This window comes from Streptomyces sp. YS415, from assembly GCF_023544665.1.
In the GTDB taxonomy this organism is placed as follows: Bacteria; Actinomycetota; Actinomycetes; order Streptomycetales; family Streptomycetaceae; genus Streptomyces.
Genome location: NZ_JAMJFL010000007.1, coordinates 41,321 through 67,994 on the forward strand (window position 1 = coordinate 41,321; position 26,674 = coordinate 67,994).

Here is a 26,674-nt window from a genome sequence, read left to right on the forward strand (position 1 = left end):
TGACAGTAGCCCGGGGAGAGTTGCCGGGCGACTATTCGCCAGGGTTCGCCAGGGTGCGCCAGATGGTGTGCCACTGGGCATCGGGTGTCAGGTAGGAACGCGCCACCCCGACCCGGTCGCCGCTCTGCAAAGGGCGCATTCCCCAGGGTGCATCCGTGCGGCCGGGCCGGGTAGTGCGTTTGCGCAAAGCAGGCAGTGAAGGCACACGAAGGGATCTGTTTCGCCCATGTACACAGCATCGTCCTCCGTGTCCGCCCCGCCCCGGACGCTGTACACCCGCCCGGCGGGCAGCGGCCCCTACCTCGACCCCGCCCGCTCGGGTACGGCCCCCGTCATCGGGACGGGCCGTACCCGCCGCGCGACGGGGCTCGGCACCCAACCCCTCAGCGGGAGACTCGACTTGTCCGGCCCTCAGGGCGCCCAGCTGCGTACGGCCATCGCGTCGGTGCACCGGATCTGCCCGGAGTTCGCTCCGGTCCAGGTCCTGCGCCGGAGCGGGCGGTCCGTGCTCCTCGTGGGGACGACAGGACGCAGCACGGCCGTCGCCAAGTGTTTAGTGGATCAATCACCGGTCTGGGCCGAGCGGATCAGGCACGAAATAGCCGCCTACCGCTCCTTCGTCCGGCACCGCCCCCCGGTGCGGGCGCCCCGGCTGATCGCGGCGGATCCGGACAACTGCACGCTGGTCATCGAGCGGATGCCAGGGCGCGTGGCGGCCCTTCAGCGGCACCCGTCCGAGGCCCCGCCCCGCGCGGATGTCAGGGCGGCCCTGGCGGCGATCTGCCGACTGAACGCCTGGCGGCCGCCGGCGGGCACCTTCGACGCCCCGCTGGACTACGCCTCGCGCATCTCCCGCTACCACGAACTGGGGCTGCTCACCGACCGGGACATGGGCGACCTGCAGAAGCTGCTGCACGGCATCGCGCACTCGGCGGGCCGGCAGGGCATGGGCCAGTTCTGCCACGGCGAGGCACTGCTGTCGAACATCCTGCTCTCACCGGCCGGTCCCGTCCTGGTGGACTGGGAGCATGCGGGCTGGTACCTCCCGGGCTACGACCTGGCCACCCTGTGGTCGGTCCTCGGGGACGCGCCGGGCGCCCGTCGGCAGATCAGCCAGATCGCCCAGTCGGCGGGTCCGGCCTCACGGGACGCGTTCCTGGTGAACCTGATGCTCGTACTGACCCGGGAGATCCGTACCTACGAGACGGCCGTGCAGCGTTCCATGCACGACCCCGCCCCGGCGGCACCGGGCACGGCCCAGCCGGGTGCCGTGCCGTCCGGCGAGGAACAACGCCTGCTGCTCAGGCGGCTGCACGACGACTGCCAGCTGGCCCGCCGGGCCGTACGCGCCGCGGTCGGCACGCGCTGAAGGGAACGGCGGGCCGCGGTGCGCCCTGAACGGGGACGCACCGCGGCTCTTCGTATGCCCGCCTCTTCGCCTGCTCCTGGGCATGATTGACGGATCGTCGGCAGGCCGGTAGCACGGACGCATGGCCCGGCCCCGCACGGCTCATCGCGCCCGACCGTCCCAGGAGGCTGCATTGCGACGATCCGTCACCGCCCTGAAGAAAGCCGCCGGTCCGCTGGCCTGCGCCGCCCTGGTGCTCCCGCTGCTCGGCGCGGCCCCTGCCCCGGCCCGGCCGCCCGCACCGCTTCTGCAGTCGGCGTTCTCCTCCGCCGCGAGCGAGTACGGCGTGCCGCGCAGTGTGCTGCTGGGCGTCTCCTATCTCCAGTCCCGTTGGGACACGCACGCCGGAGCGCCGAGTGTGACGGGCGGCTACGGCCCGATGCATCTGACCGACGCCCGGACCGCGCTGGCCGGCGCGGCCCATCACAGCGAGGGCGCGGAGGACGCCCGCGGCGACGAGGCCCGCGCCGCGCTCGTCCCCGAGGAACGGATTCCCGAGGCCGGTGAGATCCCGGCGCGGCTGCGGACGCTGCCCCGCGCGGCGGAGCTGACCGGTCTGAGCGCCGAACGGCTGCGCACGGACCCCGCCGCCAACGTGGCGGGCGGTGCCGCGCTGCTCGCCGCCGCCCAGCGGAGCCTGGGCGAACCGCTGAGCGCGGATCCGGCGGACTGGTACGGCGCAGTGGCCCTGTTCTCCGGCGCCGACGACCGCGCCACGGCGGCGGCGTACGCGAACGACGTCTACGACGTGATCCGCACCGGCGGCGAGCGCCGCACGGACGCCGGCCAGCAGGTCGTCCTGGCGGCCCGGCCGGACCTGGCGCCCGACACCCGCACCCTCCAGGCCGCGGGGCTGCGCGCCCCGGCCGCCGGGGACACGGAGTGCCCGGCGTCGGTGTCCTGCGAGTGGATCCCAGCGCCGTACGAGGAGTTCGGGGACGGCGACTACGGCAACCACGACCTGGGGAACCGCCCGGGGTCCCAGAGCATCGACTACATCGTCGTGCACGACACCGAAGGCGCCTGGGAGGGTGTGCTCAGGCTCGTCCAGGACCCGACCTACGTCTCCTGGAACTACTCCCTGCGCTCCACCGACGGCCATGTCGCCCAGCATCTGAAGGCGAAGGACGTCGGCTGGCACGCGGGCAACTGGTACGTCAACGCCAAGTCGATCGGCCTGGAGCACGAGGGGTTCCTGGCGAACCCGGACGCCTGGTACACGGAGGCGATGTACCGCTCCTCGGCCCGGCTGGTGAAGTACCTGGCCAAGAAGTACGACATCCCGCTGGACCGCCAGCACATCCTCGGCCATGACACGGTGCCGGGACCGACCGGCGCGACGATCAGGACCATGCACACCGACCCGGGCCCGTACTGGGACTGGCAGCACTACTTCGAGCTGCTCGACCGGCCGTTCGAAGCGACCGCCGGGAAGAGGGGCGGCATGGTGACGATCCGCCCGGACTACGCCACGCACCGCCCCGCGTACACGGGCTGCACGGCGGCGGGCGAGCCCTGCGCGCCCCACGGTTCGAGCGCGGTCCGGCTGCGCTCCGGGCCGGGGACGTCGTACCCCTTGATCAAGGACATCGGACTGGGGACGACCCCGTCCGCGGGGGTGAACGACCTGTCCTCCCGGGTCTCCACCGGGCAGCAGTACGCGGTCGCCGGGCGGGACGGGGACTGGACGGCGATCTGGTACCTGGGCCAGAAGGCCTGGTTCCACAACCCGGCGAAAAGGCCGACCGCCGTGCACGCGACGGGCCTGGTGGTGACCCCGAAGGACGGTCTGGAGGAGGTCCCGGTCTACGGGCGGGCCTATCCGGAAGCGTCCGCCTACCCGGAGGGAGTACCCGCCCAGCCGGTGTCGCCGCTGCCCTACCGGCTGCCGAAGGGCCAGAAGTACGTGGTCGGGGACAAGGTGCCCGGCCAGTACTACTACGCCGTCACCTTCGACGAGGCCGCGCACCGGGTGGTGACCGGGAAGGAGCTGTACTACGAGATCCAGTTCGGTCACCGGGTGGCGTTCGTGCGGGCCGCGGACGTCGAGGTCGGGTCCGCGGCCGAGTAGCGAGCCGCCCCTCAGCCCTGCTGGAACAGCTCCGCGGGGAGCGGCTTCAGCAGGGCGTAGAGGTCGTCGGTGATGGGGCGGTCCCAGGCGGCGATGGTCACCAGGACGTTGTCGCTGCGGTCGAACTGCACGCAGGAGATCCGGCTCTCCGACAGCTTCAGGCGGCGCACGATCAGGAGGTTGTCACCTTGCATCACCGGCACGTCCTCGGTGCCGACGACGGTGATCTCCTCGTCGTTCTCCAGCGCCAGCAGCAGCTGGGCGACCTCGAAGGGGATCTCTCCCTCGGCGATGTCACGGGCCGGGGAGCCCTCCGGCAGATTGCCGATGATCATTGCGGGACCGCGGCCGCCGAACAGGTCATAGCGCAGGAAGACGCCCTGGCAGCTGCCGTCGGGGGCGGGCAGCAGCCCGGCGCCCAGATTGCCGGGCCAGTCGCCCGGATCCATGGCCAGTACGTCGAAGTCGGGCCCGGCGGGCGTGGCGCTGCGGCGGCGGAGGAACGACATGCCGCCCATGCTACTTGGCCGTGCGCCCTCCTGGGCTGCCACCCGGTGCCGTCTGCCGGGTGCGGCACCGGCGTGGTCCGTCGCCCGGTTCCCCGCTCACCGAGCGGCGCTTTCGGTCCGCCCCGCGTCACTCCTCCGGCGGGGACGGGGGCACCACCGCGACCGGGCTCGCCGCGTGCAGCAGGACGGCCTGGGTGACGGAGCCGAGCAGCCGGGCCGGGGCCAGCAGGCGGCGCCGGTGGCGGCCGACGACGACCAGGTCCGCGTCCTTGGAGGCGGCGACGAGATGGCCGGCCGCGTCGCCCGGGGCCACGTACGGTTCGGCGGCGACGTCCGGGTAGCGGGCGGTGTGCGGTGCGAGGAAGCCCTCCACCAGGGCGCGGGTCTCGTTCTCGACGGCCCGGTCGTCGACGGGCGGGGGCACGATCTGGGCGGGGGCAGCCGTCCAGATCTGTACCGGGGACGGGTAGGCGGCCACCACCTGCAGACGGGCCTCGCGCCGGGCGGCCTCGGCGAAGGCGAAGCCGAGGACGGCCTCGTCGGAGCTGTCGACCTGGAGGCCGACCACGACTCTGGGCCCGGGTGCGGCCGGTGCGCCCTCGTGGACCTCGCGTCCGGGCCGGGGCACCACCACGACGGGGCACTCGGCGTCCCGGGCGGCGGCCATGCCGTTGGAGCCGAGGATCAGGCTGGCGAAGCCGCCCCGGCCCCGGGAGCCCAGCACCAGCAGCTGGGCGGTGGCGCCCAGTTCGGACAGTACGGCGCCGGGGGCGCCCTCCAGGGCGACGTACTCCGTGTCCGGCTGCTCCGGCACGGCGGCCAGGTGGGCGCGGACCTGGCCGAGGACCGGATCCTCCTCCGCCACGGGCGGTCCCGCGACGAGGACGTCGGCCTGCATCCAGGCCGCGTACTGCCGCACGTGGACCACGCGCAGCGGTGCCTGGCGGCGGCGGGCGGTGTCGAGGGCCCAGTCCAGGGCCCGCAGGCTGTCGTCCGAACCGTCGACCGCGGCGATGACCGGCAGGGTGCTCATGGGTTCCTCGCTTCCCGAGTACGACCGTCCCCCTCCCGGGTCAGCCTGGCTCAGGGGCCGGTCCCGGGAGGGTGGTGGAGGTCGCGTGTCCGGAAAAACGGGCGGAACACCCCCGGATCGGCTCGCCGGACGGGGTCCGGCGGGGGCGGCTCAGGTGAGGTCGAACTCTCCCTCCCGTGCGCCCGACACGAAGGCCCCCCACTCGGCGGGGGTGAAGATCAGCGAAGGGCTCTGTGGGCGGCCGCTGTTGCGCATCGCGATGAAACCCTCGACAAAGGCGATCTGAACGTCCCCCAGACCGCGACTGCTCGAGTGCCACTCGGCGCTGCTGAGGTCCAGCTCCGGCTTGTCCCAGCCCGTGAGCGGCTGCTGCTGGATGGTGCTCTCGGCCACGTCCGTGCTCCTCCCGGTTCGTCGTCCGCGGCCAGCCTAGCGATCGGTCCCGGGTGCCGACAGGCCACGTGAGGGGGACCCTTCGCGCAGCCCGCTCAGGAGTCGGGGGGCCGGGCTCCCACGAGCCACATGGAGAAGAACTGCGAGCCGCCGCCGTAGGCGTGTCCCAGTGCCCGCCGGGCGCCCGCCACCTGGTGCTCCCCGGCCTGTCCGCGCACCTGGAGCGCGGCCTCGGCGAACCGGATCATGCCGGAGGCGCCGATGGGGTTGGACGACAGGACCCCGCCCGACATGTTGACGGGAAGGTCGCCGTCCAGCTCGGTGACCCCCGCTTCGGTGAGCTTCCAGCCCTCGCCCTCGGCGGCGAAGCCGAGGTTCTCCAGCCACATCGGCTCGTACCAGGAGAACGGCACGTACATCTCGACGGCGTCGATGTCCCGGCGCGGATCGGCGATGCCGGCCTGCCGGTAGACATCGGCGGCGCAGTCCTTGCCGGCCTGCGGGGACACGGCGTCCTTGCCGGCGAACAGGGTGGGTTCGCTGCGCATCGCGCCGCCGTGCATCCAGGCGGGCGGCCGGGGCGCGCGGGCGGCTCCGGCGCGGTCGGTGAGGACCATGGCGCAGGCGCCGTCGGAGGAGGGGCAGGTCTCCGAGTAGCGGATGGGATCCCACAGCATGGGCGAGGCCTGGACCTTCTCCAGGGTGATGTCGTGCTCGTGGAGGTGGGCGTAGGGGTTCTTCAGGGCGTTGCGCCGGTCCTTGTAGGCGACGAGGGAGCCGACGGTGTCGGGGGCGCCGCTGCGGCGCATGTAGGCGCGCACGTGCGGGGCGAAGAAGCCGCCGGCGCCGGCGAGCAGGGGCTGCTGGAAGGGGATCGGCAGGGACAGGCCCCACATCGCGTTGGACTCGGACTGTTTCTCGAAGGCGCAGGTCAGTACCGTGCCGTGGACGCGGGAGGCGACGAGGTTCGCCGCGACGAGCGCGGTGGAGCCGCCGACCGAGCCGGCCGTGTGCACGCGCAGCATGGGTTTGCCCACCGCGCCGAGCGCGTCGGCGAGGTACAGCTCGGGCATCATGACGCCCTCGAAGAAGTCGGGTGCCTTGCCGATGACCACGGCGTCGATGTCGGCCCAGGTCAACTCGGCGTCGTCCAGGGCCCGTCGGGACGCCTCGCGCACCAGCCCGGCGATGGACACGTCCCGGCGCGCCGCCACGTGCTTGGTCTGGCCGATCCCGACGACGGCCACGGGTTCCTTGCTCATCGCGGATCCCCTTCCAGTACGGCGACCAGGTTCTGTTGCAGGCAGGGGCCGGAAGTGGCGTGGCCGAGGGCCCGCTCGGACTCGCCCCGGTGGATGCCGGCGGCGGCCTCTCCGATGCGGATCAGCCCGGCGGCCATGACCGGGTTCGCGGCGAGGGCGCCGCCGGAGGGGTTGACGCGCACGCTGTCGTCGAGCCGGAGCGCCTTGCGCAGGACGACCTCCTGGGCGGTGAAGGGCGCGTGCAGCTCGGCGGTGTCGACGGGCCGGGCGAAGGCGCCGGCCCGCTCGGCGGCGAGGCGGGTGGAGGGCGAGTCGGTGAGGTCGCGGACGCCGAGGGAGTGGGCCTCGATGCGGTGGTCGATCCCGCGGATCCAGGCGGGCCGCGCGCACAGGTCCCGGGCGCGGTTCCCGGCGGCGAGGATCACGGCGGCGGCGCCGTCGCCGATGGGCGGGCAGTCCCCGGTGCGCAGCGGGCGTACGAGGTAGTCGCCGTGCGGCACCGGACCCCGTAGCTGTGCGTGCGGGTTGCCGGTCGCCCGGCTGCGGGCGGCGATCGTCGCGAGCCGGGGTTCGTCCGTCTCGCCCGCGTCGATGAGGGCCTGGGCCTGGAGGGCGGCGAGGGCGACGGAGTCCGGCCACAGGGGGGCGACGTAGTACGGGTCGAGCTGGCGGGTGAGGACGTCGCGGAGGGGGCCCGGGGAGGACTTGCCGTAGGAGTAGACGAGGGCGGTGTCCGCGTCGCCGGTGAGGAGTTTGATCCAGGCCTCATACAGGGCCCAGGCGCCGTCCATCTCGACGTGGGACTCGGAGATGGGGGGCCAGGCGCCCACCCCGTCGAGGGCGAGGGTGAAGGAGAAGGCGCGGCCCGCCAGGTAGTCGCTGGAGCCGGAGCAGGTGAAGCCGATGTCGGCGGTCTTGAGCCCGGTCCGGTCCAGGACCCGGTGCAGGACGGGCATCAGCATCTCGACCTCGGAGAGGTCGTCGCTGGTGCGCCGGTGGTCGGTCTGGGCGAAGGCGACGACGGCGATCTCGCGGGTCACAGCAGCTCCCGGTAGGTGTCGTAGTCCGCGTCGGGTTCGCCGGTGGGCCGGTAGTGGTCGGGGTAGCGGGAGCCCTCGGTCCATACCGGTTCCACCCGCAGTCCCATGCGGACCTGGTCGTAGGGGATGCCGGCGATCCGGCCGTGCAGGGCGAGCCCGGCGCCGTCCAGGGCGATGTGCGCGTAGACGTAGGGGACGTCGATGTCGAGGTTCTTGGCCTTGATGTTGACGATGCAGAAGGTGGTGACGGTGCCGTGCGGACCCACGTCGACCTGCTCGGTGGTGGCGACCCCGCAGGTGGGGCAGGCGCCCCGGGGCGGGACGTACACCTTGTGGCAGGAGGGGCAGCGTTCGCCGACGTTGCGGTGGTCGGCGAGGGCGTTGATGTAGGCGGTCTGCGCCCGGCCGGGCGCGTAGGTGTAGTCGAGCCGGGCGGGGGCGACGATGCCGGTGACCATGTCCTCGAACCGGCCGGTGTGACGGCCGGGCCGGGCGGGGTCGCCGTCGTACGGCTCGAAGCAGGCGATGTCGGTGATGGCGCCGGTGCGGCCCTCGGCCCAGCGGACGCGGACGCGCAGGCCGGTGCGGACGGCGTCGGGGCCGGGGGCGTCGAGGGCGTGCAGGAGGGCGGTGTCGGCGCCGTCGAGGCGGACCAGGACCCAGGCGAAGGGGGTGTCCAGGGGCTGGCCGCGGCGGGGTTCGTGGTTCCAGGCCCAGGTGGTGACGGTGCCGGTGGGGGCCACCTCGACGAGGTCGCGGATCTCCTCGGCGGTGACCGGGTCGTACTCGACGGGCGGGACGAGGGTGCGGCCGTCGGTGGTGCGCACGCCGAGGACGACGCGTTCGCGCAGGCCGGTGAGGAAGGCGCTCTGGACGGGGCCGAGGGAGCGGGTGAAGGGGAACTCGACGACGAGGGGGGCTTTGAGGACTTCGGGCACGGGAGCTCCTCAGGCGCGCTTGTAGTGGGGCGGTCGCTTCTCCGCGAAGGCGCGGGCGCCCTCCTTGGCGTCGGCGGTGTCGAAGACGGGCCAGCCGCGCTTGAGTTCGGCGGCGAGGCCCTCGGTCTCGGTCAGCTCGGCGGCCTCGTACACCGACGCCTTGACGGCCTCGACGGCGAGCGGGCCGCAGGCGTTGATCTGTTCGGCGATCTCCAGGGCCTTGTCGAGGGCCGTGCCGTCGGGGACGACGTGGCCGATCAGGCCGATGCCGGCGGCCTCCTGGGCGCTGTAGGGGCGGCCGGTGAGCAGCATCTCCAGGGCGTGGGTTCGCGGGATCTGGCGTGGCAGCCGGACCGTCGAGCCGCCGATCGGGAACAGGCCCCGCCGGACCTCGAAGAGGCCGAAGGTCGCGGATGCGCCGGCGACGCGGATGTCGGTGCCCTGGAGGATCTCGGTGCCGCCGGCCACGCAGTACCCCTCGACCGCGGCGATCACCGGTTTGCGGGGGCGATGGTGGCGCAGCATGGCCTTCCAGTGCAGGTCGGGGTCGGCGGTGAGCCGGTCCCGGTACTGATCGCCCGCCATCCTTCCGCCCGCCAGGGCCTTGAGGTCCATGCCCGCGCAGAACGCGCCGCCCGCGCCGGTCAGCACGATCGAGCGGACGGTGTCGTCCTCGTCGGCCTCGATCCAGCCGTCGTGCAGACCGACGAGCATGGGCAGCGAGAGCGCGTTCCTGGCCTCGGGCCGGTTCAGTGTGAGCACGAGTGTGGCGCCCTCGCGCCGCACGGTGAGGTGTTCGGTTCCGCTCATCGCCCGTCTCCCCTCATGGCCCGTCTCCCCTCGGGAGAACGAGAACAGGTTGCAGGAGTCGGAGGAGCACTTCAAGAGTTTTCTGACAGACAGTCAGATTTGTTGTGCGCGCAGTCTTCACAGTCATGCCGCCCTTTGCTCTGATGACCGGCAACCGAGGGACAGCGAGGTCAGGAGGAGCGGTGGAGTACAACCTTGCCGACCTGTTCGAGTCGGTCGTGGACGTGGTGCCGGACCGCGAGGCGCTGGTGTACCTCGACCATCCGGGCACGGGCGCGGAGCGCCGGCTGACGTACGCCGGGCTGGACGCGGCGGCCAACCGGATCGGGCACCATCTGCTGGACAGCGGGATCCGCCCCGGCGAGCACCTCGGACTGCATCTCTACAACGGCGTCGAGTACCTCCAGACGGTGCTGGGCTGTCTGAAGGCCCGGATCGTGCCGGTCAACGTCAACTACCGCTACGTGGCCGAGGAGTTGGCCTACCTCTACCGGGACGCCGATCTGGCGGCGGTCGTCTTCGACGCCGAGTTCGAGGACCGTGTGGCGGCGGCCCGGCCGCGGGCCGAACGGCTCCGGCACCTGGTGCGGGTGGGGGACGGCACCACGGGCATCGCCTTCGCCGAGGCGGAGGCCGGAGGCTCGCCGGAGCGGGGGTTCCCGGCGCGGTCGGGCGACGACCGGTTCATCATCTACACCGGCGGCACCACCGGGATGCCCAAGGGCGTCATGTGGCGTCAGGAGGACCTGTTCTTCGCGGGGCTCGGCGGCGGGGCGCCGACCGGTGAGCCGGTGAAGACGCCCGAGGAACTCGCCGAGCGGGTCGCCGCGGGCGGGTCCGGGATCACCTTCTTCCCCGCTCCCCCGCTGATGCACGGCACCTCCACGCTCACCGCGTTCATCGGCTTCAACTTCGGTCAACGCGTCGTGCTGCACCGCCGGTTCGTGCCCGAGGAGGCGCTGCGCACGATCGAGAAGGAGAAGGTCACCAGCGTGTCGCTGGTCGGCGACGCCATGCTGCGGCCGCTCATCGACGCGCTCGGCGGGCCGCTGAAGGGCACCGACTGCTCGTCGCTGTTCAGCGTGTCGTCGTCCGGGGCGATCATGTCGGAGACCGTGCGCCGGCAGTTCCTGGACCTGGTGCCGAACGTGATGCTGCTGAACAACTTCGGCTCCTCGGAGTCCGGCTTCAACGGCACGGCCACAGACGACTCCGGTCCCGGGCGCGGCTTCCGCATCCGCGTCAACTCCCGTACCCGGGTGGTCGATCCGGCCACGCGCGAGCCGGTCGGGGTCGGCGAGGTGGGGCGGGTCGCGCAGTGCGGACACGTACCGCTCGGCTACTACAACGACCCCGCGAAGACCGCGGAGACCTTCTTCGAGAAGGACGGGCAGCGGTGGGTGCTGCTCGGGGACATGGCGACCGTCGACGAGGACGGTGTGGTGACCGTCCTCGGCCGCGGTTCGCAGTGCATCAACACCGGCGGCGAGAAGGTGTACCCGGAGGAGGTGGAGCAGGCGCTCAAGTCCCATCCGGACGTGTACGACGCACTGGTCGCCGGGGTCCCGGACGCCAGGTGGGGCCACCATGTGGCGGCCGTCGTGCAGCTGCGCGCGGGCGCGGGCAGGCCCTCCCTGGAGGACATCCAGAGCCACTGCCGTTCCCACCTCGCCGGATACAAGATCCCCCGGCAACTGGTGGTCACGGACGCCATCCGCCGTTCGCCGAGCGGCAAGGCGGACTACCGGTGGGCACGGGAGGTGGCCGCGGCGGCGCAGGGGTAGGACGGACCGGCCTCTCCGCCGCGGCGGCGCAGGGATGGGACGGACCTGCCGCTCCGGTTCCATGTGCCGCACATGCCGACCTGCCGGAAAGCTGGGATTCTGTTGAAAGGAACACAGACCATGTCCTGACGGATGGTGGTGGTCGGCATGGCCGCGGTCGAACCGAGCGCGCCGGCGGTCACGCCGAGCGCGGGCGCCCATCCGCTGGGCGCCCCCCGGCTGCCCGGGCGGTTCGCCATCCCGGCCAGACCCGCCACCTTCCAGCACCGCGGGCGTCTGCGACGCCATCTCGACCTGGGCCGGACGACGCCGCTGACCATGGTCAACGGAGCGGCGGGGGCGGGCAAGACCCTGCTGGTCGCCGACTGGGCCGCGAGCCTGGACGAACCGGTCGTCTGGCTCACCGCCGACGCGGGGCAGACCCCCGGGCTGTTCTGGGCGTGTGTGCTGGAGGCCCTGCACCACCAGGGGCTGGTCGACCCCGCCGAGGTGGGCTTCCCTGCCGACGCGCACCGCGTGGACCGCAAGCTGCTGGCCCGGCTCGGCTTCGGCCTCGCGGCCCGGCGGCGACCCGTGGTCGTCGTGCTCGACGAATACGACCGGGTGACCGGCCCCGTCGTCAGCGAGCAGGTGGAGTTCGTCCTCCAGAACGCCGGGCCGGGCCTGCGCCTGGTGCTCGTCACTCGCACCGAGCCCCTGCTGCCCCTGCACCGGCACCGCGCGGCCGGGACCCTCACGGAGATCCGCAACGCCGAACTGGCCTTCACACCCGAGGAGGCGGTCGGCCTGCTCTCCCTGCACGGTCTCGAGCTGTCCGTGGACGCCGCCGGGGCGCTGGTGGAGCGGACCGGGGGCTGGGCGGCGGGCCTGCGGCTGTGTGCCCTGGCCGCGCAGGAGGCCGACGACGCCGAGGTCTACCTCAAGGAGTTCGAGGCCGGCCAGAGCACGGTCGCCGACTATCTGCTCGACGAGGTCCTCAAGCGGCAGCCTGCCGAGACCCAGGATCTGCTGCTGCGCGTCAGCGTCCTGGAACGGTTCTCCCCCGCCCTGGCGAACGCCCTCACGGGCCGCCCCGACGCCGAAACCGTCCTGGACGGGCTGCGCCGCCAGAACGCCTTCGTCGAAGCGCTCGGGCACTCCTGGTACCGGCTGCACCCCCTGTTCGGCGAGATCCTGCGGGCCCACCTGGAGGTGACCCGGCCCGGTCTGCGCCCCCGCCTGCACCGCCGGGCGGCACAGTGGCTGCAGCACGCCGGATACCTTCCGGAGGCGCTGTGCCACGGTGCCGCCGCGGGCGACTGGGAGTTCACCGCCGGCGCCTTGGTCGACGACCTGGCCATCGGGCAGCTCTTCACGGGCCTGCGCGCCGATGGCCTGGCCGGGCTGTTCTCCCGTATGACCCCCGAGACAACGACCCCTGCCGCCGAACTCGTCCGGGCGGCCCTCGCCCTCACCCGCCACGACGTCGACCGCGCCCTGGTCCATCTGCACCACGCCGAGCGGACCCTGGCCGACGAGGCGTCCGACCCCGCCGCCGCCCAGCTCGGCTGCGCGCTCCTGGAAGCCCACGCGGCCCGGCTGACCGGCGCCCCGGCCCGGGCGGAGAAGGCGGCCCGGTCGGCCCGGACCCTCCACCCGCAGGTGCCCGCCCGGCTCCTCGAACAGCATCCCGAGCTCGACGCCCTGCTGCTGACCCACCTGGGCGCGACCCTGCTGTGGGCCGGACGGTTCCAGGAGGCGCGGGAGGCCCTGAACGCCGTCGTCGCGGGTCCCGCCGGCACCGCGACGGCACTGCCCCGGCAGGAGAGCCTGAGCCACCTCGCGCTCATCGACTACCTGGACGGCTGGCTCGACCGGGCCGAGAGCAAGGCGCTCGCCGCGCTCACCGAGACCGAACGGTACGGGCTGCCTCTCTCGGCAGGCTCGGCGGTGGGACACCTCGTCCGGGCCGCGGTGGCCGTCGAGCGCGATGAACTCGAGTCGGCGCAGCGCCTGCTCGACGAGACGGCCGCGCCCGCGCGGACGGGGCCGGACGACCCGGTGACTGCCGCGACCCGTGCCCTGGTCACGGCCCGGCTGCGCCTCGCGCAAGGGGATCCGCCCGCCGCCGTCGCCGCGGCCCGGCCCACCGTCCGCGCCGAAGCGGTCTCCCCCTGGGAGCAGGGCCATGCCGCCGCCCTCGCCTGCGCCGCGCAGCTGGCCGAGGGACACCCCGAGGCGGCCGTCCACGTGCTGCTCGATGCGCCGGACGGGCCGGCCGCCTGCACGGTGGATGCCGCACGGGCCCTGCTCGCGGCGGGACACCCCGGCCCGGCGATCGACCTGCTCGACGCCCTGCCCCCCGACGAGGGGGCCGGTCCCGCCGTCACCGTGCCGGCGCTGCTGCTGCGCGCCCGGGCCTGCGACCTGGCAGGGGACCCGGAGACCGCGCGGCGCCTGGTCACCCGGGCGCTGCTGGACGCCCGCGGTGAGCGGCTGCGCAGGCCGTTCCTGGACGCCGGGCCCTGGGTCCTGCGGATGCTCGGCGCCGGCGGGCCGGAGGCACTGGCCGAGGGCTGGCTGCTGCGGGGCCGGAACGTGGCCGAGGCGAGCGGCCCGCTCGTCGTGGAGGAACTCAGCGCCCGCGAGCACGACGTCCTGGTGCGGCTCGCGCAGATGATGTCCACCGAGGAGATCGCCGCGGACCTCTTCGTCTCCGTGAACACGGTCAAGACCCATCTGAAGGGCGTCTTCCGCAAGCTGGCCGTGAACCGGCGCACCGACGCGGTACGGCGGGCCCGGCAGCTGGGGCTGATGTGACCGTTGCCTCCCCCGTGGCGGGTGAGGCGCGGCGCGGACGTGTCCGGTGACATGGAGGAGGCGGCCGCGCAGCCGAGGCCGCTGCCCGGCCGCCCCCACCGGCGTCCCGGGCCGAGTTCTGCGAGGTGGCTCCGTGGCGCATTGGCGGCCTCTGATGGTGCTCGGCACGGCCCAGTTCCTGATGGTCCTGGACACCTCCGTCATGAACGTCTCGATCAGTCAGCTGGTCGAGGACTTCGACACCGAGGTCACGGCCATCCAGGGCGTCATCACGCTGTACGCGCTGATGATGGCCGCGTTCATGGCCGTGGGCGCCAAACTCGGCGACATCCTGGGACGCCGCAAACTGTTCCTGCTGGGGCTGACGGTCTACGGCGTCGGATCGGGCCTCACCGCGGTGGCACCGACCCTGGGCGTACTGGCGCTCGGCTGGTCGGTCATCGAAGGGCTCGGCGCGGCCATGGTGCTGCCGGCCATGGCCGCGCTGGTCGCGGAGACCTACCGGGACCGGGAGCGCGCCGTCGCCTACGGCGTCATCGGCGGGCTCGCCGGTGCGGGCATCGCGGTGGGCCCGCTGCTGGGCGGCTGGGTGACGACGTATCTCTCCTGGCGGCTGGTCTTCGCCGGTGAGGTCGTGCTCGTCGTGGCCATGCTGCTGTGCCGCGGGATGATCAAGGAGGCTCCCCGGACGGGTCCCCGGCCCAGGATGGACGCCGTGGGCGCGGCACTGTCCGCGAGCGGCCTCGCGCTCGGCGTCCTGGCCGTGCTGCAGAGCGGTACCTGGGGCTGGGTCGAGCCCAGGAACCCGCCGTTCACGGTGTTCGGCTTCGCTCCGACGATGTTCGTCATCGGGGCCTCGGCCCTCGTCCTGGCCGCCTTCGTCCGCTGGGAGCACCGGCGCGCCGCACAGCGCCGGGATCCGCTGGTGCACCTGGCTTTGCTGGAGCGGCCCGCCCTGCGGGCCGGGTTGCTGACCATGCTCAGCCAGAACCTCATCCTGCTCGGACTGTTCTTCGCCATCCCGCTCTATCTCCAGGTGGTCCAGGGCTTCGACGCCTTCGAGACCGGGCTGCGGCTGCTGCCGGTCTCGGTCACCATGCTCGTCGCCTCCCTGGGCGCCTCCCGGTTCGCGCGCCAGGTCGCGCCGCGCACGCTCGTCCGGGTGGCACTGCTGACCCTGGCGGCGGCCATCGTCTGGCTGCTGGCCACCATCGATCCGAAGATCGACGACGCCCAGTTCGCCGCAGCCATGGCCCTGTTGGGCCTCGGCATGGGTCTGCTGGTCTCGCAGCTCGGCAACGTCGTCCAGTCCGGTGCCACCGAGGAGGAGCGCAGCGAGGTCGGCGGGCTGCAGTACACCGCCCAGAACCTGGGGTCGGCGCTGGGGACCGCTCTGATCGGGTCGCTGCTGATCGGTGCGCTGGCGCACGCCTTCACCGGCCACGTCGAGGACGACCAGCGGTTGTCGGAGCAGGCACGGCAGCAGACGAGCGTCGCCCTGGAGGCCGGGGTCTCCTTCGTCCCCACCGATCAGGTGCGCACCGCGGCCGAGCGGGCAGGGCTGCCGCCCGCCGAAGTGGACGCCGTCGTCGACTCCTACGCCTCGGCGCAGCTGAAGGGCCTGAAGGCGGCCATCCTCGCGGCCGGCGGGATCACCCTGGCCAGCTTCCTCATCACCCCCGCGCTGCCGGGGCGCACCGCTTCCGCACGGCAGCCGGAGACAGTTCGATGAGGCGGCCGGGGCAGGCCGGGGCGGAGCAGCGGGCCCGCGCCGATTTCACCGGAGGCGTCTACGGATCACTGCTCGCCGCCTCCGTCATCCTCGGCGCCGGTTCCCTCGGCGACTTCCCCCGGGCGGAGCTGATCGCGCTGCTGTTGCTGACGGGAACGGTGTTCTGGCTCGCGCACGTGCACGCCAAGCTGTTCGGGGAACGGTTGGCGGACCGGGCCCTGAACCGCCGGGAAGTGCTGGGCGTGTGCCGCGAGGAATGGCCCATCCTGCGGGCCGTCCTGCCTCCCGTCCTCGCCATCGCCCTCTCCCCGCTGCTCCGTCTGGACATGCGGGGCACCATCTGGCTGGCCCTCTGCGTCGCCGTGGTGGGGCAGGTGGGCTGGTCGGTGCGAGGGGCCCGGCAGGCCGGAGCCTCCACCCGGCTGGTGATCGTCACCGCGTCGATCAATCTGCTGCTCGGTCTGCTGATCATCGCCGTCAAGCTCTTCGTGAAGCACTGAGGCGCCTTCGTCCGGTATCACCTGTGCCGGGTGAGGACGAGGGGCGCCGGGGACCTGAGTATCGAGGTGCGGGGTCCCAGTACGCCCGCTCCACGCCTCCTGCGGGAGAACGGCCATGCGCTATGAGATCCGCGTCGACGGGCAGATGTCGGACACGCTCGTCCAGTCCTTCCCGGAGCTGGACCATGTGGTGATGGCCGGGCAGACCATCCTGTTCGGCCCGGTGGTCGACGAGGCGCATCTCTACGGCCTGGTGGCCCGCTGCCAATCCCTGGGCCTGCGGATCGTGGAGATGCGCCGGCAGCCCGAGTGAGGCGGTCGGCGCGGCTCACAGAGCCCGGGCGGTGACCCGGCCGGAGTGGACGGCCGCGACCAGAGTCTCGAAGTCCCGCTCGTTCTGGTCCGCGTAGCTCTGGGCGAAATCGGTGAGGGCGCGTTCGAAGCGGTCGCTCTTACCGAGGTAGGCCGAGATGGCGACGGGGTCGCCGGAGCGGGCGTGCGCGCGGGCCAGGGAGGACCCGCACACCTCGGCGAAGAGATCGAGCAGCCGCGGCCCCATGGTGTCGGGATGTGCGATGCCCTTCCAGTCCCGCAGCTGCCGTACGTAGAAGTCCCGCCCTCGGCCGTCGAGGCCGACCACATGCGTCCAGCCCAGGAAGATGTCGCCGGCGGTCTGCATGAGCCGCTGCCCGCTGACCACCCGGCGGCCCTGGTTGCCGTAGTCGTCGCCGCCCGTGTGGGGCGCGAGGACCGACCGCTGGGCCTCCTTGGCCTGGAGCAGCAGGGGATCGTCGTCGTCCCTGCCGAGCAGGAGCATGATCCAGCAGCGGGTGCCGACACTGCCGACGCCGACCACCTTGCGGGCCATGTCGACCAGCCGGAAGTGGTTCATCAGGTGGCGTCGCTCGGCGGGCAGGCTGCTCGTGTACTGCTCCACCAGCGCCACCAGTTCCCTCTCCTGCCCGCCCGCGCCCGGGTCGGCGAGATCGGCGAGGGGAGTGATCAGCGGGGGGTCCGGCGCGATCCGGCGTCCTTCGGGGGTGCTCCGGGTCAGCTGGTCGAAGGCTTGCATGTACGTGCGGCCGCGGGCCTTCGCCGTGGCGTGCGCGATGCGCCGCCTGGCCTTCTTGTCCATGGCCGAGGCCAGCAGTTCCCTCATCCGGTCGGCGTCGTCCTGGGCGTACCAGATGTCCAGGGTGCGCATCCCGGCGAACTCCCGCATCCGCAGCCGGTAGGCCCGTACGCAGGCCTGTACCGCGCTGTCCTGCTCCGCGGCCGTGAAGCCGTTGGCGCGCGCGGCGATGACGAAGCTGGCGGCCAGTCGTTTGACGTCCCATTCGAAGGGCCCGGCCAGGGTCTCGTCGAAGTCGTTGATGTCGAAGACCAGATGGCGCTCCGGCGAGGCCAGCAGCCGGAAGTTCAGCAGATGGGCGTCTCCGCAGAGCTGCACGGTGAGCCCGGTGTTCGCAGCGGCGCCGAGGTCCCGCGCCATGATGGCCGCCGCGCCGCGGTAGAAGCGGAACGGCGACTCGGTCATGCGGCCGTAGCGGATCGGCACCAGCTCCGTCAGCCGGGTGGCCGACTGGGCCTCGATCACGTCGACCGGATCGGGGCGCCACATGTTCGGTTCGAACCGGGCCTGGGCCGTGCGCGGCACGCGGGAGCGCGCCTTCTTGCCGAGGGCCGCCCGTTCGCCGGCTGTCAAGAAGCTCCTCGAGGTCATGACCGCCTCCTGGTTCGCGCCGCGTGCCCGATCCACTGTTGCCGCCGCCGGGTGCGCCGGGATCACCCTTGACGGGTGATCCGGTCCGAGGCCGGACGCGCGACGCTGGGCCCGTGCGAACTCCGCACATCCGTCCCGTCGGGGCGAGGAGGAGTCATGACCGAATCTCCTGCGGCGGCACAGCCGCCCGGGACCGGGCAGCCACCCGGCGGGCCGGTCCCCGGCGACCCCGAGGACGTCCTCGGCCGCCTCGGCAGCTCCTGGACCTGGATGCTGGGCGCGGCCCTGGCCACCTTGGTGCCCGGCATCCTGCTGCTCGTCTGGCCGGACGCCACCTTGCAGGTCGTCGCCGTCCTTTTCGGCCTGTACCTGCTGGTGACGGGCGGCTTCCGGTTCGTGGCGGTCTTCGGGCAGGAACGCGGCGAGCGGGTCCCCGGACTGCTGATCGCGGTGCTGTACGTGCTGGCCGGCGTGCTGTGCATGCGGAACCCGCTGCAGACCATCGCCGCCCTGTCCTTGATCGTCGGCATCGTGTGGCTGGTGTCCGGGCTCCTGACGGCCTACGCGGCCCTCGCCACGCGCGGTCTGCCGCACCGGGGAGTCGTCCTCGGTGCCGCACTGCTCGCCATCGTGGCGGGCATCGTCGTGCTGGCCCTGCCGAGTGAGTCGGCGGTGGCCCTGACCAGGCTGCTGGGCCTGTGGCTGGTGCTGCTCGGCGTGATGGAGCTCGCGGTCGCCCTCGCCTGGCGGTCGGCCGCCCGCCGGGTCACCCCCGGAGGGTGAAGCGGTGCCGCCCTCGCCGTACGCACGCTGACAACGAACAACGACTGTCGGGCCTCGGCCCGGACGGAGGCGACGACATGAACTCAGCGATGTACCTCGCGTACGACTTCCCCCTGCTGGGGGCGTTCTGGGCGATGCTCTGGTTCTTCCTGTGGATCCTGTGGTTCGTCCTGCTCTTCAGGATCATCGTGGACATCTTCCGCGACGACGCGATGAGCGGCTGGGCCAAGGCGGGCTGGCTCGCCTTCGTGATCCTGCTGCCCTTCCTCGGCGTGTTCGTCTACGTGATCGCCCGGGGCAAGAACATGGGACGCAGGGAGATCGCGCAGGCACGCGCGCAGCAGGAGGCGTTCGACTCCTACGTCCGGGAGACGGCGTCCGCCGGCGGCCACCCCAGCAGCGCCGACGAACTGGCCAAGCTGTCGCGGCTGAAGGAGAGCGGCCACATCACGGAGGAAGAGTTCCAGCGGGCCAAGCAGCTGATCTTCACCGACTACGGCCCCGTCGGCGCCCGCAAGCAGCCGGCCTCCGCCACTCCCCCCACCGTCGGCTGAGACCGGACGCACGACACGAGAGGCAAGCGGCATGGCTACGACACAGAGCGCACGTCCCCCCACGGCGAAGCAGACCTGGGCCGAGGGCCTGACAGCCTTCGCCGCCGTGATGCTGATGATCGCCGGCGTGCTGGCCATCACGCGGGGCATCATGGCGATCGCCGAGGACGACGTCTTCGTCTCCACCCCCGACTACATCTTCCAGTTCGACCTGACCAGCTGGGGCTGGATCCATCTGATCCTGGGCGCGATCGCCGTGATCGTCGCCCTCGGCCTGTTCTCCGAGGCGACCTGGGCCCGCGTCTCGGGCGTGGCGATCGGCGCGCTCGTCATCATCGCCAACTTCCTGTCCCTGCCGTACTACCCGGTGTGGTCGGTCGTGCTGATCGGGGTGTCCACGCTCATCATCTGGGCGCTGTGCGTGGAGCGGCCCGGCCGCTCCCTCCCCTGACCTACACGACAACGACGCCCCCTGACCTGCCCGGCACCCGCGTACCGTGTGCGTTCGACCGGCTTTTCCTGTGAACGCAGGACGACAGCCGGCCGTACGCATGGTGACGGGACGCAGGGAAGGGATCGCGGGTGTCGCAAGTCACGGGTCAACTGCCGGACGCCGAAACGGAGGACGACGAGGCCGAGGGCACGCGCCCCGGGCCGCGTGGATGGCGGCAACGGCATCCACGGGCGGCCCGGGGCGTCACCGTGACGACCACCGTGCTGGCGGCGGCCCTTGTCCTGTTCGCGCTCCTGCTGCCCAACCGCGTCGAACGGCTGTCGTTCGGCGCGTTCCTGCGCATCCCCGCCGAGGGGATCCTCCTCGCCGGGCTGCTGCTCTCGCTGCCGCCGCGGCCACGGCGGATCACGGCGATCGCCACGGGCGCGCTCCTCGGTGTGCTGACCGTCCTGAAGTTCCTGGACATGGGCTTCCACCAGGTCCTGGCCCGCCCCTTCGACCTGGTCCTGGACTGGATCCTGCTCGACGACGCGACGGACTTCCTGCGGGAGTCGTTCGGACGGACGGGCCAAGTGCTGGCCGTGACAGGGGTGTTGGTACTCCTCGTGATCATCCTGATCGCGACGACGCTGGCCGCCGTACGACTGACCGACCTGATGGTCCGTCACCGCCCGGTCGCCGCCCGTACGACGCTGATTCTCGGCACCGCGTGGATCACCTGCGTCACGCTGGGCGTGCAGGTCGCCGAGGTGCCCGTCGCCTCGAAGATCAACGCCGATTACGTCGACAACCGCGTCGAGCAGGTCCGGGCGGGGCTGCGGGACGCGGAGGTGTTCGAGAAGCAGGCGGCCGTCGACGCCTTCGCGGACACCCCGCCGGACCGGTTGCTGACCGGACTGCGCGGCAAGGACGTGCTGTTCACCTTCGTCGAGAGCTACGGCCGGGTCGCCATCGACGACCCGGCGATGGCAGGACAGATCGACACGGTGCTCGACGAGGGCACCGACAGGCTGGAGAACGCCGGATTCGCCTCGCGCAGCGCCTGGCTCCGGTCCCCGGTGACGGGTGCGGGCAGCTGGCTCGCGCACTCCACCTTCCTGTCCGGACTGTGGATCAAGAACCAGCAGCGGTACCGGAGTCTGACCACCAGCGACCGCGCGACGCTGGGCAGCTACTTCCGCAAGACCGGCGCGTGGCGCACCGTGGGCATCGTGCCCGGCGTGCGCAGGGCCTGGCCGGAGGGGAAGTTCTTCGCCCTGGACCAGATCTACGACTCCGAGCAGCTCGGCTACCACGGCCCCTACTTCAGCTGGACGCCCGTGCCGGACCAGTTCAGCCTGGAGGCGTTCGAGCGGCTCGAGCACGGCAGGAAGGACCGCGAGCCGATCATGGCCGAGATCATCCTGGCCTCCAGCCACAACCCCTGGGCACCGGTGGCCCGCATGATCGACTGGGAGGACCTCGGCGACGGCTCGGTCTTCCACCGGATCAAGGAGGAGGGCAAGGACCCCAAGGAGGTCTGGAAGAACCCCGACAGCGTCCGCGCCGAGTACGCCAACGCCATCGAGTACTCGCTGCGCAGCCTCGTCGAGTACGTCGAGCGCTACGGCGACGACGACACGGTCCTGGTCTTCCTCGGCGACCACCAGCCGGTGCCGACGGTCACCGCGGGCAGCCGCAGCAAGGACGTCCCCGTGACGATCGTCGCCCGCGACCCGAAGGTCCTGGACCGGATCTCCGACTGGGGCTGGACGGACGGCCTCAAGCCGGCCGACGACGCCCCGCAGTGGGGCATGCACACGTTCCGGGACCGGTTCCTGACGGCGTACGGTCCGCGAACGGCTCCGGGACGCTGACGGTTCCGCATCCGGGGCGGCGCCCTACGACCGAGCCGCCCCGTCCAGGAACCCTCCGACGCACCGCGCGAACCACTTCGGGTCGTCCAGCCACGGGAAGTGGCCGGCGCCGGGCTGGACCGCCGCCTCGGCGTGCGGGAAGACGTCCGCGGTGCGGTGGGCCAGGGCGGGGTTCGGGGCGCCGTCGAGCTCGCCGGCCAGGACGAGGACGGGCGCGGGCAGACGGGAGAGGGCGGCCCGGGTGGCGGGTGGGTCGTAGGCACCCTCGGAGCCGAACACCTCGGCGGCCTCGTCGTTGCACTCCTCGTCCGCGCGGGCGTCGTGCTCCTGGGCGGCCCGGTCCCAGCGGCCGTAGAAGAAGGGCAAGAGTTCGGGTGTGAAGTCCCCGGTGCCGTTGAGCCAGTTCTCCAGGGCCGGGAACGCCTCCTCGAACCACGGCTCCCCCTTGCGCAGCCGCGCGGCCGCGAGGCGGTCCTCGGGCGCCGCCGGGGTGCCGAGGGCCCATGGGTTGGGGGTGACCAGCAGCAGCCGCCGGATCCGCTCCGGGTGGCGGGCCGCGTAGAGCATGGCGAGGCTGCCGCCCGCGGAGTGGCCCATCAGGTCGATCCGGTCCAGGCCCAGGTGGGCCCGGAGCGCCTCCACGTCGTCCACGAGCCGGTCGCAGCGGTACGTCGCCGGATCCGCCGGGACGTCCGAGTCCCCGGTGCCGCGCAGATCGAGCCGGACGACCTGTCGCCCGGCGGTCAGTCCGCCCAGGTCACCGAGGTAGGAGGAGGCGCGCATCGGCCCGCCGGGCAGGACGAGGAGCGGTTCGCCCTCGCCTTGCCGGTGATACGCGAGGCGGGTTCCGTCGGAGGCGGTGAGGATCGGCACGGCGTCGATCCTAGGAGCCGGCGAACCGGTCCCGCAGCTCCCTTTTGAGGATCTTGCCGCTGGCGTTGCGGGGCAGCGTGTCCACGAAGACGACCCGCTTGGGCGCCTTGAAGTGCGCGAGCTTCTCCCGGGCGTGGTCGATCAGTTCGGCCTCGGTGACCTCGCCGCGCCGGACGACGACGGCGGTGACCGCCTCGATCCACCGCTCGTCGGGCAGCCCTACCACCGCGACCTCGGCCACCGCCGGGTGCGTGTAGAGCGCGTCCTCGACCTGGCGCGAAGCGACCAGCACCCCACCGGAGTTGATGACGTCCTTCACCCGGTCGACGATCGTGAAGTAGCCCTGGGCGTCCTTCACCGCCAGGTCCCCGGAGTGGAACCAGCCGTGGCGGAAGGCCTCGGCGGTCTCCTCGGGCTTGTCCCAGTACCCCTCGCACAGCTGCGGGGAGCGGTAGACGATCTCGCCGGACGTGCCGTCGGGCACGTCCTTGCCGTCCTCGTCGACCACGCGCGCGTCGACGAAGAGCACCGGCCGGCCGCAGGAATCCATCCGCCCGTCGTGCTCGTCGGGGGCGAGGACGGTCGCCAGCGGGCCGATCTCGCTCTGGCCGAAGCAGTTGTAGAAGGCCAGCTCCGGCAGCCGCTCACGCAGCCGCTCCAGCACGGGCACCGGCATGATCGAGGCGCCGTAATACGCCTTGCGCAGACCGCCGAGGTCGCGGGTGCCGAAGTCGGGGCGGTTGGCCAGGCCGATCCAGACCGTGGGCGGCGCGAACAGGCTGTCCACGCGGCCGGCTTCGATCAGGTCGAAGAGCCGGTCGCCGTCGGGCGCGTCCAGGATGATGTTGCGGGCACCGACCGCGAGATACGGCAGCAGGAAGACGTGCATCTGCGCCGAGTGGTACAGCGGCAGGGAGTGCGCGGGCCGGTCCCCGGCGCCCAGGTCGAGCGCGGTGATGGCGCTCAGGTACTCGTGCACCAGGGCCCGGTGCGTCATCATCGCGCCCTTGGGCAGGTCGGTCGTCCCGGAGGTGTACAGCAGCTGCACCAGGTCCTCGCTGCGCGGCTCGGGGCCGTCGTGGGCGGGGGCCGAGGCCAGCAGGTCCAGCAGGGACCCTTCGGCGTCACGCAGGGTCAACGTCCGTACGCCGTCGGGCAGTCGGTCCGCCAGGTCCGGGTCGGTGAGGACGAGCGTGCTGCCGGACTGTCCGACCAGATAGGCCAGGTCGTCGCCGGTGAGGTTCTGGTTGACCGGCACATGGACCAGCCCCGCGCGGGCGCAGGCGAGGAAGCCGAGGAGATAGGCGTCGGAGTTGTGGCCGTAGGCGCCGACCCGGTCGCCGGGTGCGAGGCCCTGGTCGAGCAGGACGCTCGCCGCGCGGGAGACCGCCGCGTCGAACTCCTCGTACGTCCATGTCCGGTCGCGGTACTCCACCGCGACGCGTGCCGGGGTGCGGCGGGCGCTGCGCCGCAGCACCCCGTCGACCGTGCTGCCGTGTCCGGGCGTCATGACAGGTGATCCTCGGCCCCCGCCGAAAGGAGGTCAAGACACCCGGCGTCCGGCACGTTCCATGGACACATACCGGTTGGTACGCTCAACCGCCCCTTCCCCCGAAGATGTTGGGAGGCTCGATGCGCATCCGCCCGAGACGGCTCGCCGTCGCGGCCCTGGCCCTGCTCACCGCCACGGCCACACTGCCGGCGGCCGCGGCCGACCGTCAGGACCGGCGTGACCACCCTTCGCACGGCGGCCTGTCGGCCGTGATCCGCTACACCGAGTACGGCATTCCGCACATTCTCGCGAAGGATTACGCGAACCTCGGTTTCGGCACCGGATGGGCGCAGGCCGCCGACCAGGTGTGCACGCTCGCCGACGGTTTCGTGACCGTGCGCGGCGAGCGCTCCCGCTTCTTCGGCCCCGACGCGGCGACCGATTCCTCGCTGTCCTCGGCGACCAGGAACCTCTCCAGCGACCTGTACTTCCGTGGCGTACGGGAGGCGAAGACGGTCGAGAAGCTCCTCGCCGAACCGGCGCCGCGCGGGCCCAGCCGTCAGGTGGAGGAGATGATGCGGGGCTTCGCGGCCGGGTACAACGCCTGGCTGCGGCAGAACCGGATCACCGATCCGGCGTGCAAGGACGCCGCGTGGGTGCGCCCGGTCACCACGCTCGACGTGGCCACGCGCGGTTTCGCCCTGTCGGTGCTGGGCGGTCAGGGCCGGGCGGTGGACGGCATCACGGCCGCGCAGCCGCCGACGGGCACGGCGGCACCGGCACCCGGCGCCGAGGACACCGCCCGCGCCGCGCGGGAGCTCCTCGCCGCCGACACCGCCGACATGGGCTCCAACGCCGTCGCCTTCGGCGGCGCCACGACCGCGAACGGCCGCGGGCTGCTGCTGGGCAACCCGCACTACCCGTGGCAGGGCGGCCGCCGCTTCTGGCAGTCGCAGCAGACCATTCCGGGCGAGCTGAACGTGGCGGGCGGTTCGCTGCTCGGCAGCGCGACGATCTCCATAGGCCACAACGCCCACGTGGCCTGGAGCCACACCGTCGCGACCGGTGTGCCGCTCAACCTGCACCAGTTGACGCTGGATCCGGCGGATCCGACGGTGTACCTCGTCGACGGGAAGCCGGAGCGCATGACCGAGCGCACGGTCACGGTGGCGGTCAAGGACGGCGCCCCGGTGACGCGGACGCAGTGGTGGACGCGGTACGGGCCGGTCGTCACCTCGCTCGGCGCCGCGCTGCCACTGCCGTGGACGGCCTCGACGGCGTACGCCGTCAACGACCCCAACGCCGTCAACCTGCGCGGCTCCGACACCGCGCTCGGCTTCAGCAAGTCCCGCGGCACCGCGGACATCCTGGGCACCTTGCGGCGCACCCAGGGTCTGCCCTGGGTGAACACCATCGCCGCGGACTCCTCCGGCCACACGCTCTTCACCCAGTCGCAGGTGCTCCCCCGGATCACCGACGAACTGGCGCAGAGCTGCTCCACCCCGCTCGGCAAGGTCACCTACCCCTCCTCGGGTCTTGCGATCCTCGACGGCTCGCGCGGCGCCTGCGCCCTCGGCGCCGACCCCGACGCCCGGCAGCCGGGGATCTTCGGACCCGCGAAGCTGCCGACGCTCACGGACGCGCCGTACGCGGAGAACTCCAACGACAGCGCCTGGCTGTCCAACGCGGACCGCCCGCTGACGGGCTATGAGCGGGTCTTCGGCACGATCGGCACGCAGCGCTCGATGCGGACGCGTGGCGCGATCGAGGACGTCACGGCGCTGGCGGACCGCGGCAAGCTGACCGTGCGCGAGCTTCAGGACCAGCAGTTCGCCAACCGGGCGCCCGCTGGCGACCTGGCCGCGAAGGACGCGGCGGCGGCCTGTGCGGCCCTGCCCGGCGGCACGGGAACGGGGAGTGACGGCAAGGCGGTTGACGTCTCGGCCGCCTGCGCGGTGCTGGCTGCCTGGGACCGCACCACGGACGCCGGGAGCCGGGGCGCCCTGCTCTTCGACCGCTTCTGGCGCAAGCTGACGGCCACGGTCCCGTCGGCCCAGCTGTGGAAGGTGCCGTTCTCGGCGTCCGACCCGGTGTCCACCCCGAACACCCTCAACACAGCGGCACCGGGCTTCGCCACGGCCCTGGCGGACGCGGTCGCCGAGCTCCGCGCGGCGGGCGTCGCGCTGGACTCCCCCCTCGGGGACCACCAGTTCGTCGTACGGCACGGCCAGCGCATCCCCGTCCCCGGCGGCACCGAGTCCCTGGGCATCTGGAACAAGATCGAGCCGGTGTGGGACCCGGCGAAGGGCGGCTACACGGAGGTGTCGACCGGCTCCAGCTACATCCAGGCGGTCGGCTGGAACGGCACCCGCTGCCCGGTGGCCCGCACGCTGCTGTCCTACTCCCAGTCCTCGAACCCGAACTCGCCGCACTTCAGCGACCAGACGAAGCTGTTCTCGGCCGAGAAGTGGGTGACGTCCCGCTTCTGCGAGAAGGACATCCTGACGTCGCCGGAGCTGCGGTGGGTGGTGGCACGGGAACGCCGGTGACGGTGCCTGACCGCACCCGGCCGTAAAGTGAGCCGCCGCAGTACCGCTTGGGCGGGGCTGCGGCGATTCGCCGTCCCGTGGAAGGCGGCGACCGCCGACCACGTGGACTTC

At 72.4% G+C, this 26,674-nt stretch carries 22 protein-coding genes; 12 read left to right on the plus strand and 10 right to left on the minus strand.

Annotation, left to right across the window (positions count from 1 at the left end; translation table 11 throughout):
- Positions 1-226: 226 nt before the first annotated feature.
- Entirely contained in the window at positions 227-1,369 is a 1,143-nt protein-coding gene (locus M8H82_RS10830) for an aminoglycoside phosphotransferase family protein (protein ID WP_250072602.1), read from the plus strand.
- A gap of 121 nt (positions 1,370-1,490) precedes the next feature.
- The gene (locus tag M8H82_RS10835; protein WP_374211650.1) at positions 1,491-3,479 is read left to right on the plus strand and encodes an N-acetylmuramoyl-L-alanine amidase; all 1,989 of its coding nucleotides are present in this window, start codon (positions 1,491-1,493) and stop codon (positions 3,477-3,479) included.
- Between the two features lie 11 nt (positions 3,480-3,490).
- On the opposite strand, the gene M8H82_RS10840 is transcribed toward M8H82_RS10835, so the two are convergent.
- From M8H82_RS10840 to M8H82_RS10870, 7 genes are all read right to left on the minus strand, one after another.
- Complete coding sequence (locus tag M8H82_RS10840; RefSeq protein ID WP_250072606.1) at positions 3,491-3,988, minus strand: hypothetical protein; 498 nt, start codon at positions 3,986-3,988, stop codon at positions 3,491-3,493.
- Between the two features lie 127 nt (positions 3,989-4,115).
- Positions 4,116-5,021: a universal stress protein gene (locus tag M8H82_RS10845; RefSeq protein WP_250072609.1), complete on the minus strand. Its 906-nt coding sequence runs from the start codon at positions 5,019-5,021 to the stop codon at positions 4,116-4,118.
- A gap of 150 nt (positions 5,022-5,171) precedes the next feature.
- The gene (locus M8H82_RS10850; protein ID WP_250072611.1) at positions 5,172-5,414 is read right to left on the minus strand and encodes a DUF397 domain-containing protein; all 243 of its coding nucleotides are present in this window, start codon (positions 5,412-5,414) and stop codon (positions 5,172-5,174) included.
- A gap of 95 nt (positions 5,415-5,509) precedes the next feature.
- Positions 5,510-6,676, minus strand: a complete 1,167-nt coding sequence (locus M8H82_RS10855) for a thiolase domain-containing protein (protein ID WP_250072613.1) — start codon at positions 6,674-6,676, stop codon at positions 5,510-5,512.
- Positions 6,673-7,716, minus strand: a complete 1,044-nt coding sequence (locus M8H82_RS10860) for a thiolase domain-containing protein (RefSeq protein ID WP_250072623.1) — start codon at positions 7,714-7,716, stop codon at positions 6,673-6,675. The genes M8H82_RS10855 and M8H82_RS10860 overlap by 4 nt, the downstream gene beginning before the upstream one ends.
- Positions 7,713-8,654 carry an OB-fold nucleic acid binding domain-containing protein gene (locus M8H82_RS10865; protein ID WP_250072625.1) on the minus strand — a complete coding sequence of 314 codons (942 nt, stop codon included), beginning with the start codon at positions 8,652-8,654 and terminating at the stop codon, positions 7,713-7,715. Before M8H82_RS10865 ends, M8H82_RS10860 begins: the two co-directional genes overlap by 4 nt.
- Before the next feature lie 9 nt (positions 8,655-8,663).
- Entirely contained in the window at positions 8,664-9,464 is an 801-nt protein-coding gene (locus tag M8H82_RS10870) for a crotonase/enoyl-CoA hydratase family protein (protein ID WP_250072627.1), read from the minus strand.
- Positions 9,465-9,646: 182 nt separating this feature from the next.
- Between M8H82_RS10870 and M8H82_RS10875 the strand changes: the two genes are divergently transcribed.
- The 5 genes from M8H82_RS10875 to M8H82_RS10895 all read left to right on the plus strand — a co-directional run bounded on the left by M8H82_RS10875 (position 9,647) and on the right by M8H82_RS10895 (position 16,592).
- Positions 9,647-11,248, plus strand: a complete 1,602-nt coding sequence (locus M8H82_RS10875) for an acyl-CoA synthetase (RefSeq protein ID WP_250072629.1) — start codon at positions 9,647-9,649, stop codon at positions 11,246-11,248.
- A gap of 147 nt (positions 11,249-11,395) precedes the next feature.
- A complete protein-coding gene (locus tag M8H82_RS10880) occupies positions 11,396-14,047 on the plus strand; it encodes a LuxR C-terminal-related transcriptional regulator (protein WP_250072633.1) in 2,652 nt (883 codons plus the stop codon).
- Positions 14,048-14,180: 133 nt separating this feature from the next.
- The gene (locus tag M8H82_RS10885) at positions 14,181-15,779 is read left to right on the plus strand and encodes an MFS transporter (RefSeq protein ID WP_250072636.1); all 1,599 of its coding nucleotides are present in this window, start codon (positions 14,181-14,183) and stop codon (positions 15,777-15,779) included.
- Positions 15,776-16,279, plus strand: coding sequence for a hypothetical protein (locus tag M8H82_RS10890; protein ID WP_250072639.1), 504 nt, complete (start codon positions 15,776-15,778; stop codon positions 16,277-16,279). The genes M8H82_RS10885 and M8H82_RS10890 overlap by 4 nt, the downstream gene beginning before the upstream one ends.
- Before the next feature lie 115 nt (positions 16,280-16,394).
- Positions 16,395-16,592 carry a hypothetical protein gene (locus M8H82_RS10895; protein WP_250072641.1) on the plus strand — a complete coding sequence of 66 codons (198 nt, stop codon included), beginning with the start codon at positions 16,395-16,397 and terminating at the stop codon, positions 16,590-16,592.
- 15 nt (positions 16,593-16,607) lie between these two features.
- On the opposite strand, the gene M8H82_RS10900 is transcribed toward M8H82_RS10895, so the two are convergent.
- Entirely contained in the window at positions 16,608-18,002 is a 1,395-nt protein-coding gene (locus M8H82_RS10900; protein WP_250072642.1) for a DUF2252 domain-containing protein, read from the minus strand.
- Between the two features lie 156 nt (positions 18,003-18,158).
- Here M8H82_RS10900 and M8H82_RS10905 point away from each other — a divergent pair, with 156 nt between their 5' ends.
- From M8H82_RS10905 to M8H82_RS10920, 4 genes are all read left to right on the plus strand, one after another.
- The gene (locus M8H82_RS10905) at positions 18,159-18,785 is read left to right on the plus strand and encodes an HdeD family acid-resistance protein (protein ID WP_374211651.1); all 627 of its coding nucleotides are present in this window, start codon (positions 18,159-18,161) and stop codon (positions 18,783-18,785) included.
- 77 nt (positions 18,786-18,862) lie between these two features.
- Positions 18,863-19,339 (plus strand): SHOCT domain-containing protein, encoded by a 477-nt coding sequence (locus tag M8H82_RS10910; RefSeq protein ID WP_250072643.1) that lies wholly within the window; start codon positions 18,863-18,865, stop codon positions 19,337-19,339.
- Positions 19,340-19,370: 31 nt separating this feature from the next.
- The gene (locus tag M8H82_RS10915) at positions 19,371-19,790 is read left to right on the plus strand and encodes a hypothetical protein (protein WP_250072646.1); all 420 of its coding nucleotides are present in this window, start codon (positions 19,371-19,373) and stop codon (positions 19,788-19,790) included.
- Positions 19,791-19,921: 131 nt separating this feature from the next.
- Positions 19,922-21,649: a sulfatase gene (locus tag M8H82_RS10920; RefSeq protein ID WP_250072648.1), complete on the plus strand. Its 1,728-nt coding sequence runs from the start codon at positions 19,922-19,924 to the stop codon at positions 21,647-21,649.
- Positions 21,650-21,673: 24 nt separating this feature from the next.
- Here M8H82_RS10920 and M8H82_RS10925 read toward each other — a convergent pair whose 3' ends face one another.
- Together M8H82_RS10925 and M8H82_RS10930 are read right to left on the minus strand one after the other, a co-directional pair.
- Positions 21,674-22,522, minus strand: a complete 849-nt coding sequence (locus tag M8H82_RS10925) for an alpha/beta fold hydrolase (RefSeq protein WP_250072650.1) — start codon at positions 22,520-22,522, stop codon at positions 21,674-21,676.
- Between the two features lie 10 nt (positions 22,523-22,532).
- Positions 22,533-24,032 carry an acyl-CoA synthetase gene (locus M8H82_RS10930; protein ID WP_250072652.1) on the minus strand — a complete coding sequence of 500 codons (1,500 nt, stop codon included), beginning with the start codon at positions 24,030-24,032 and terminating at the stop codon, positions 22,533-22,535.
- 122 nt (positions 24,033-24,154) lie between these two features.
- Here M8H82_RS10930 and M8H82_RS10935 point away from each other — a divergent pair, with 122 nt between their 5' ends.
- Positions 24,155-26,563, plus strand: a complete 2,409-nt coding sequence (locus M8H82_RS10935) for a penicillin acylase family protein (protein WP_250072655.1) — start codon at positions 24,155-24,157, stop codon at positions 26,561-26,563.
- The last annotated feature ends 111 nt before the right edge of the window (positions 26,564-26,674 follow it).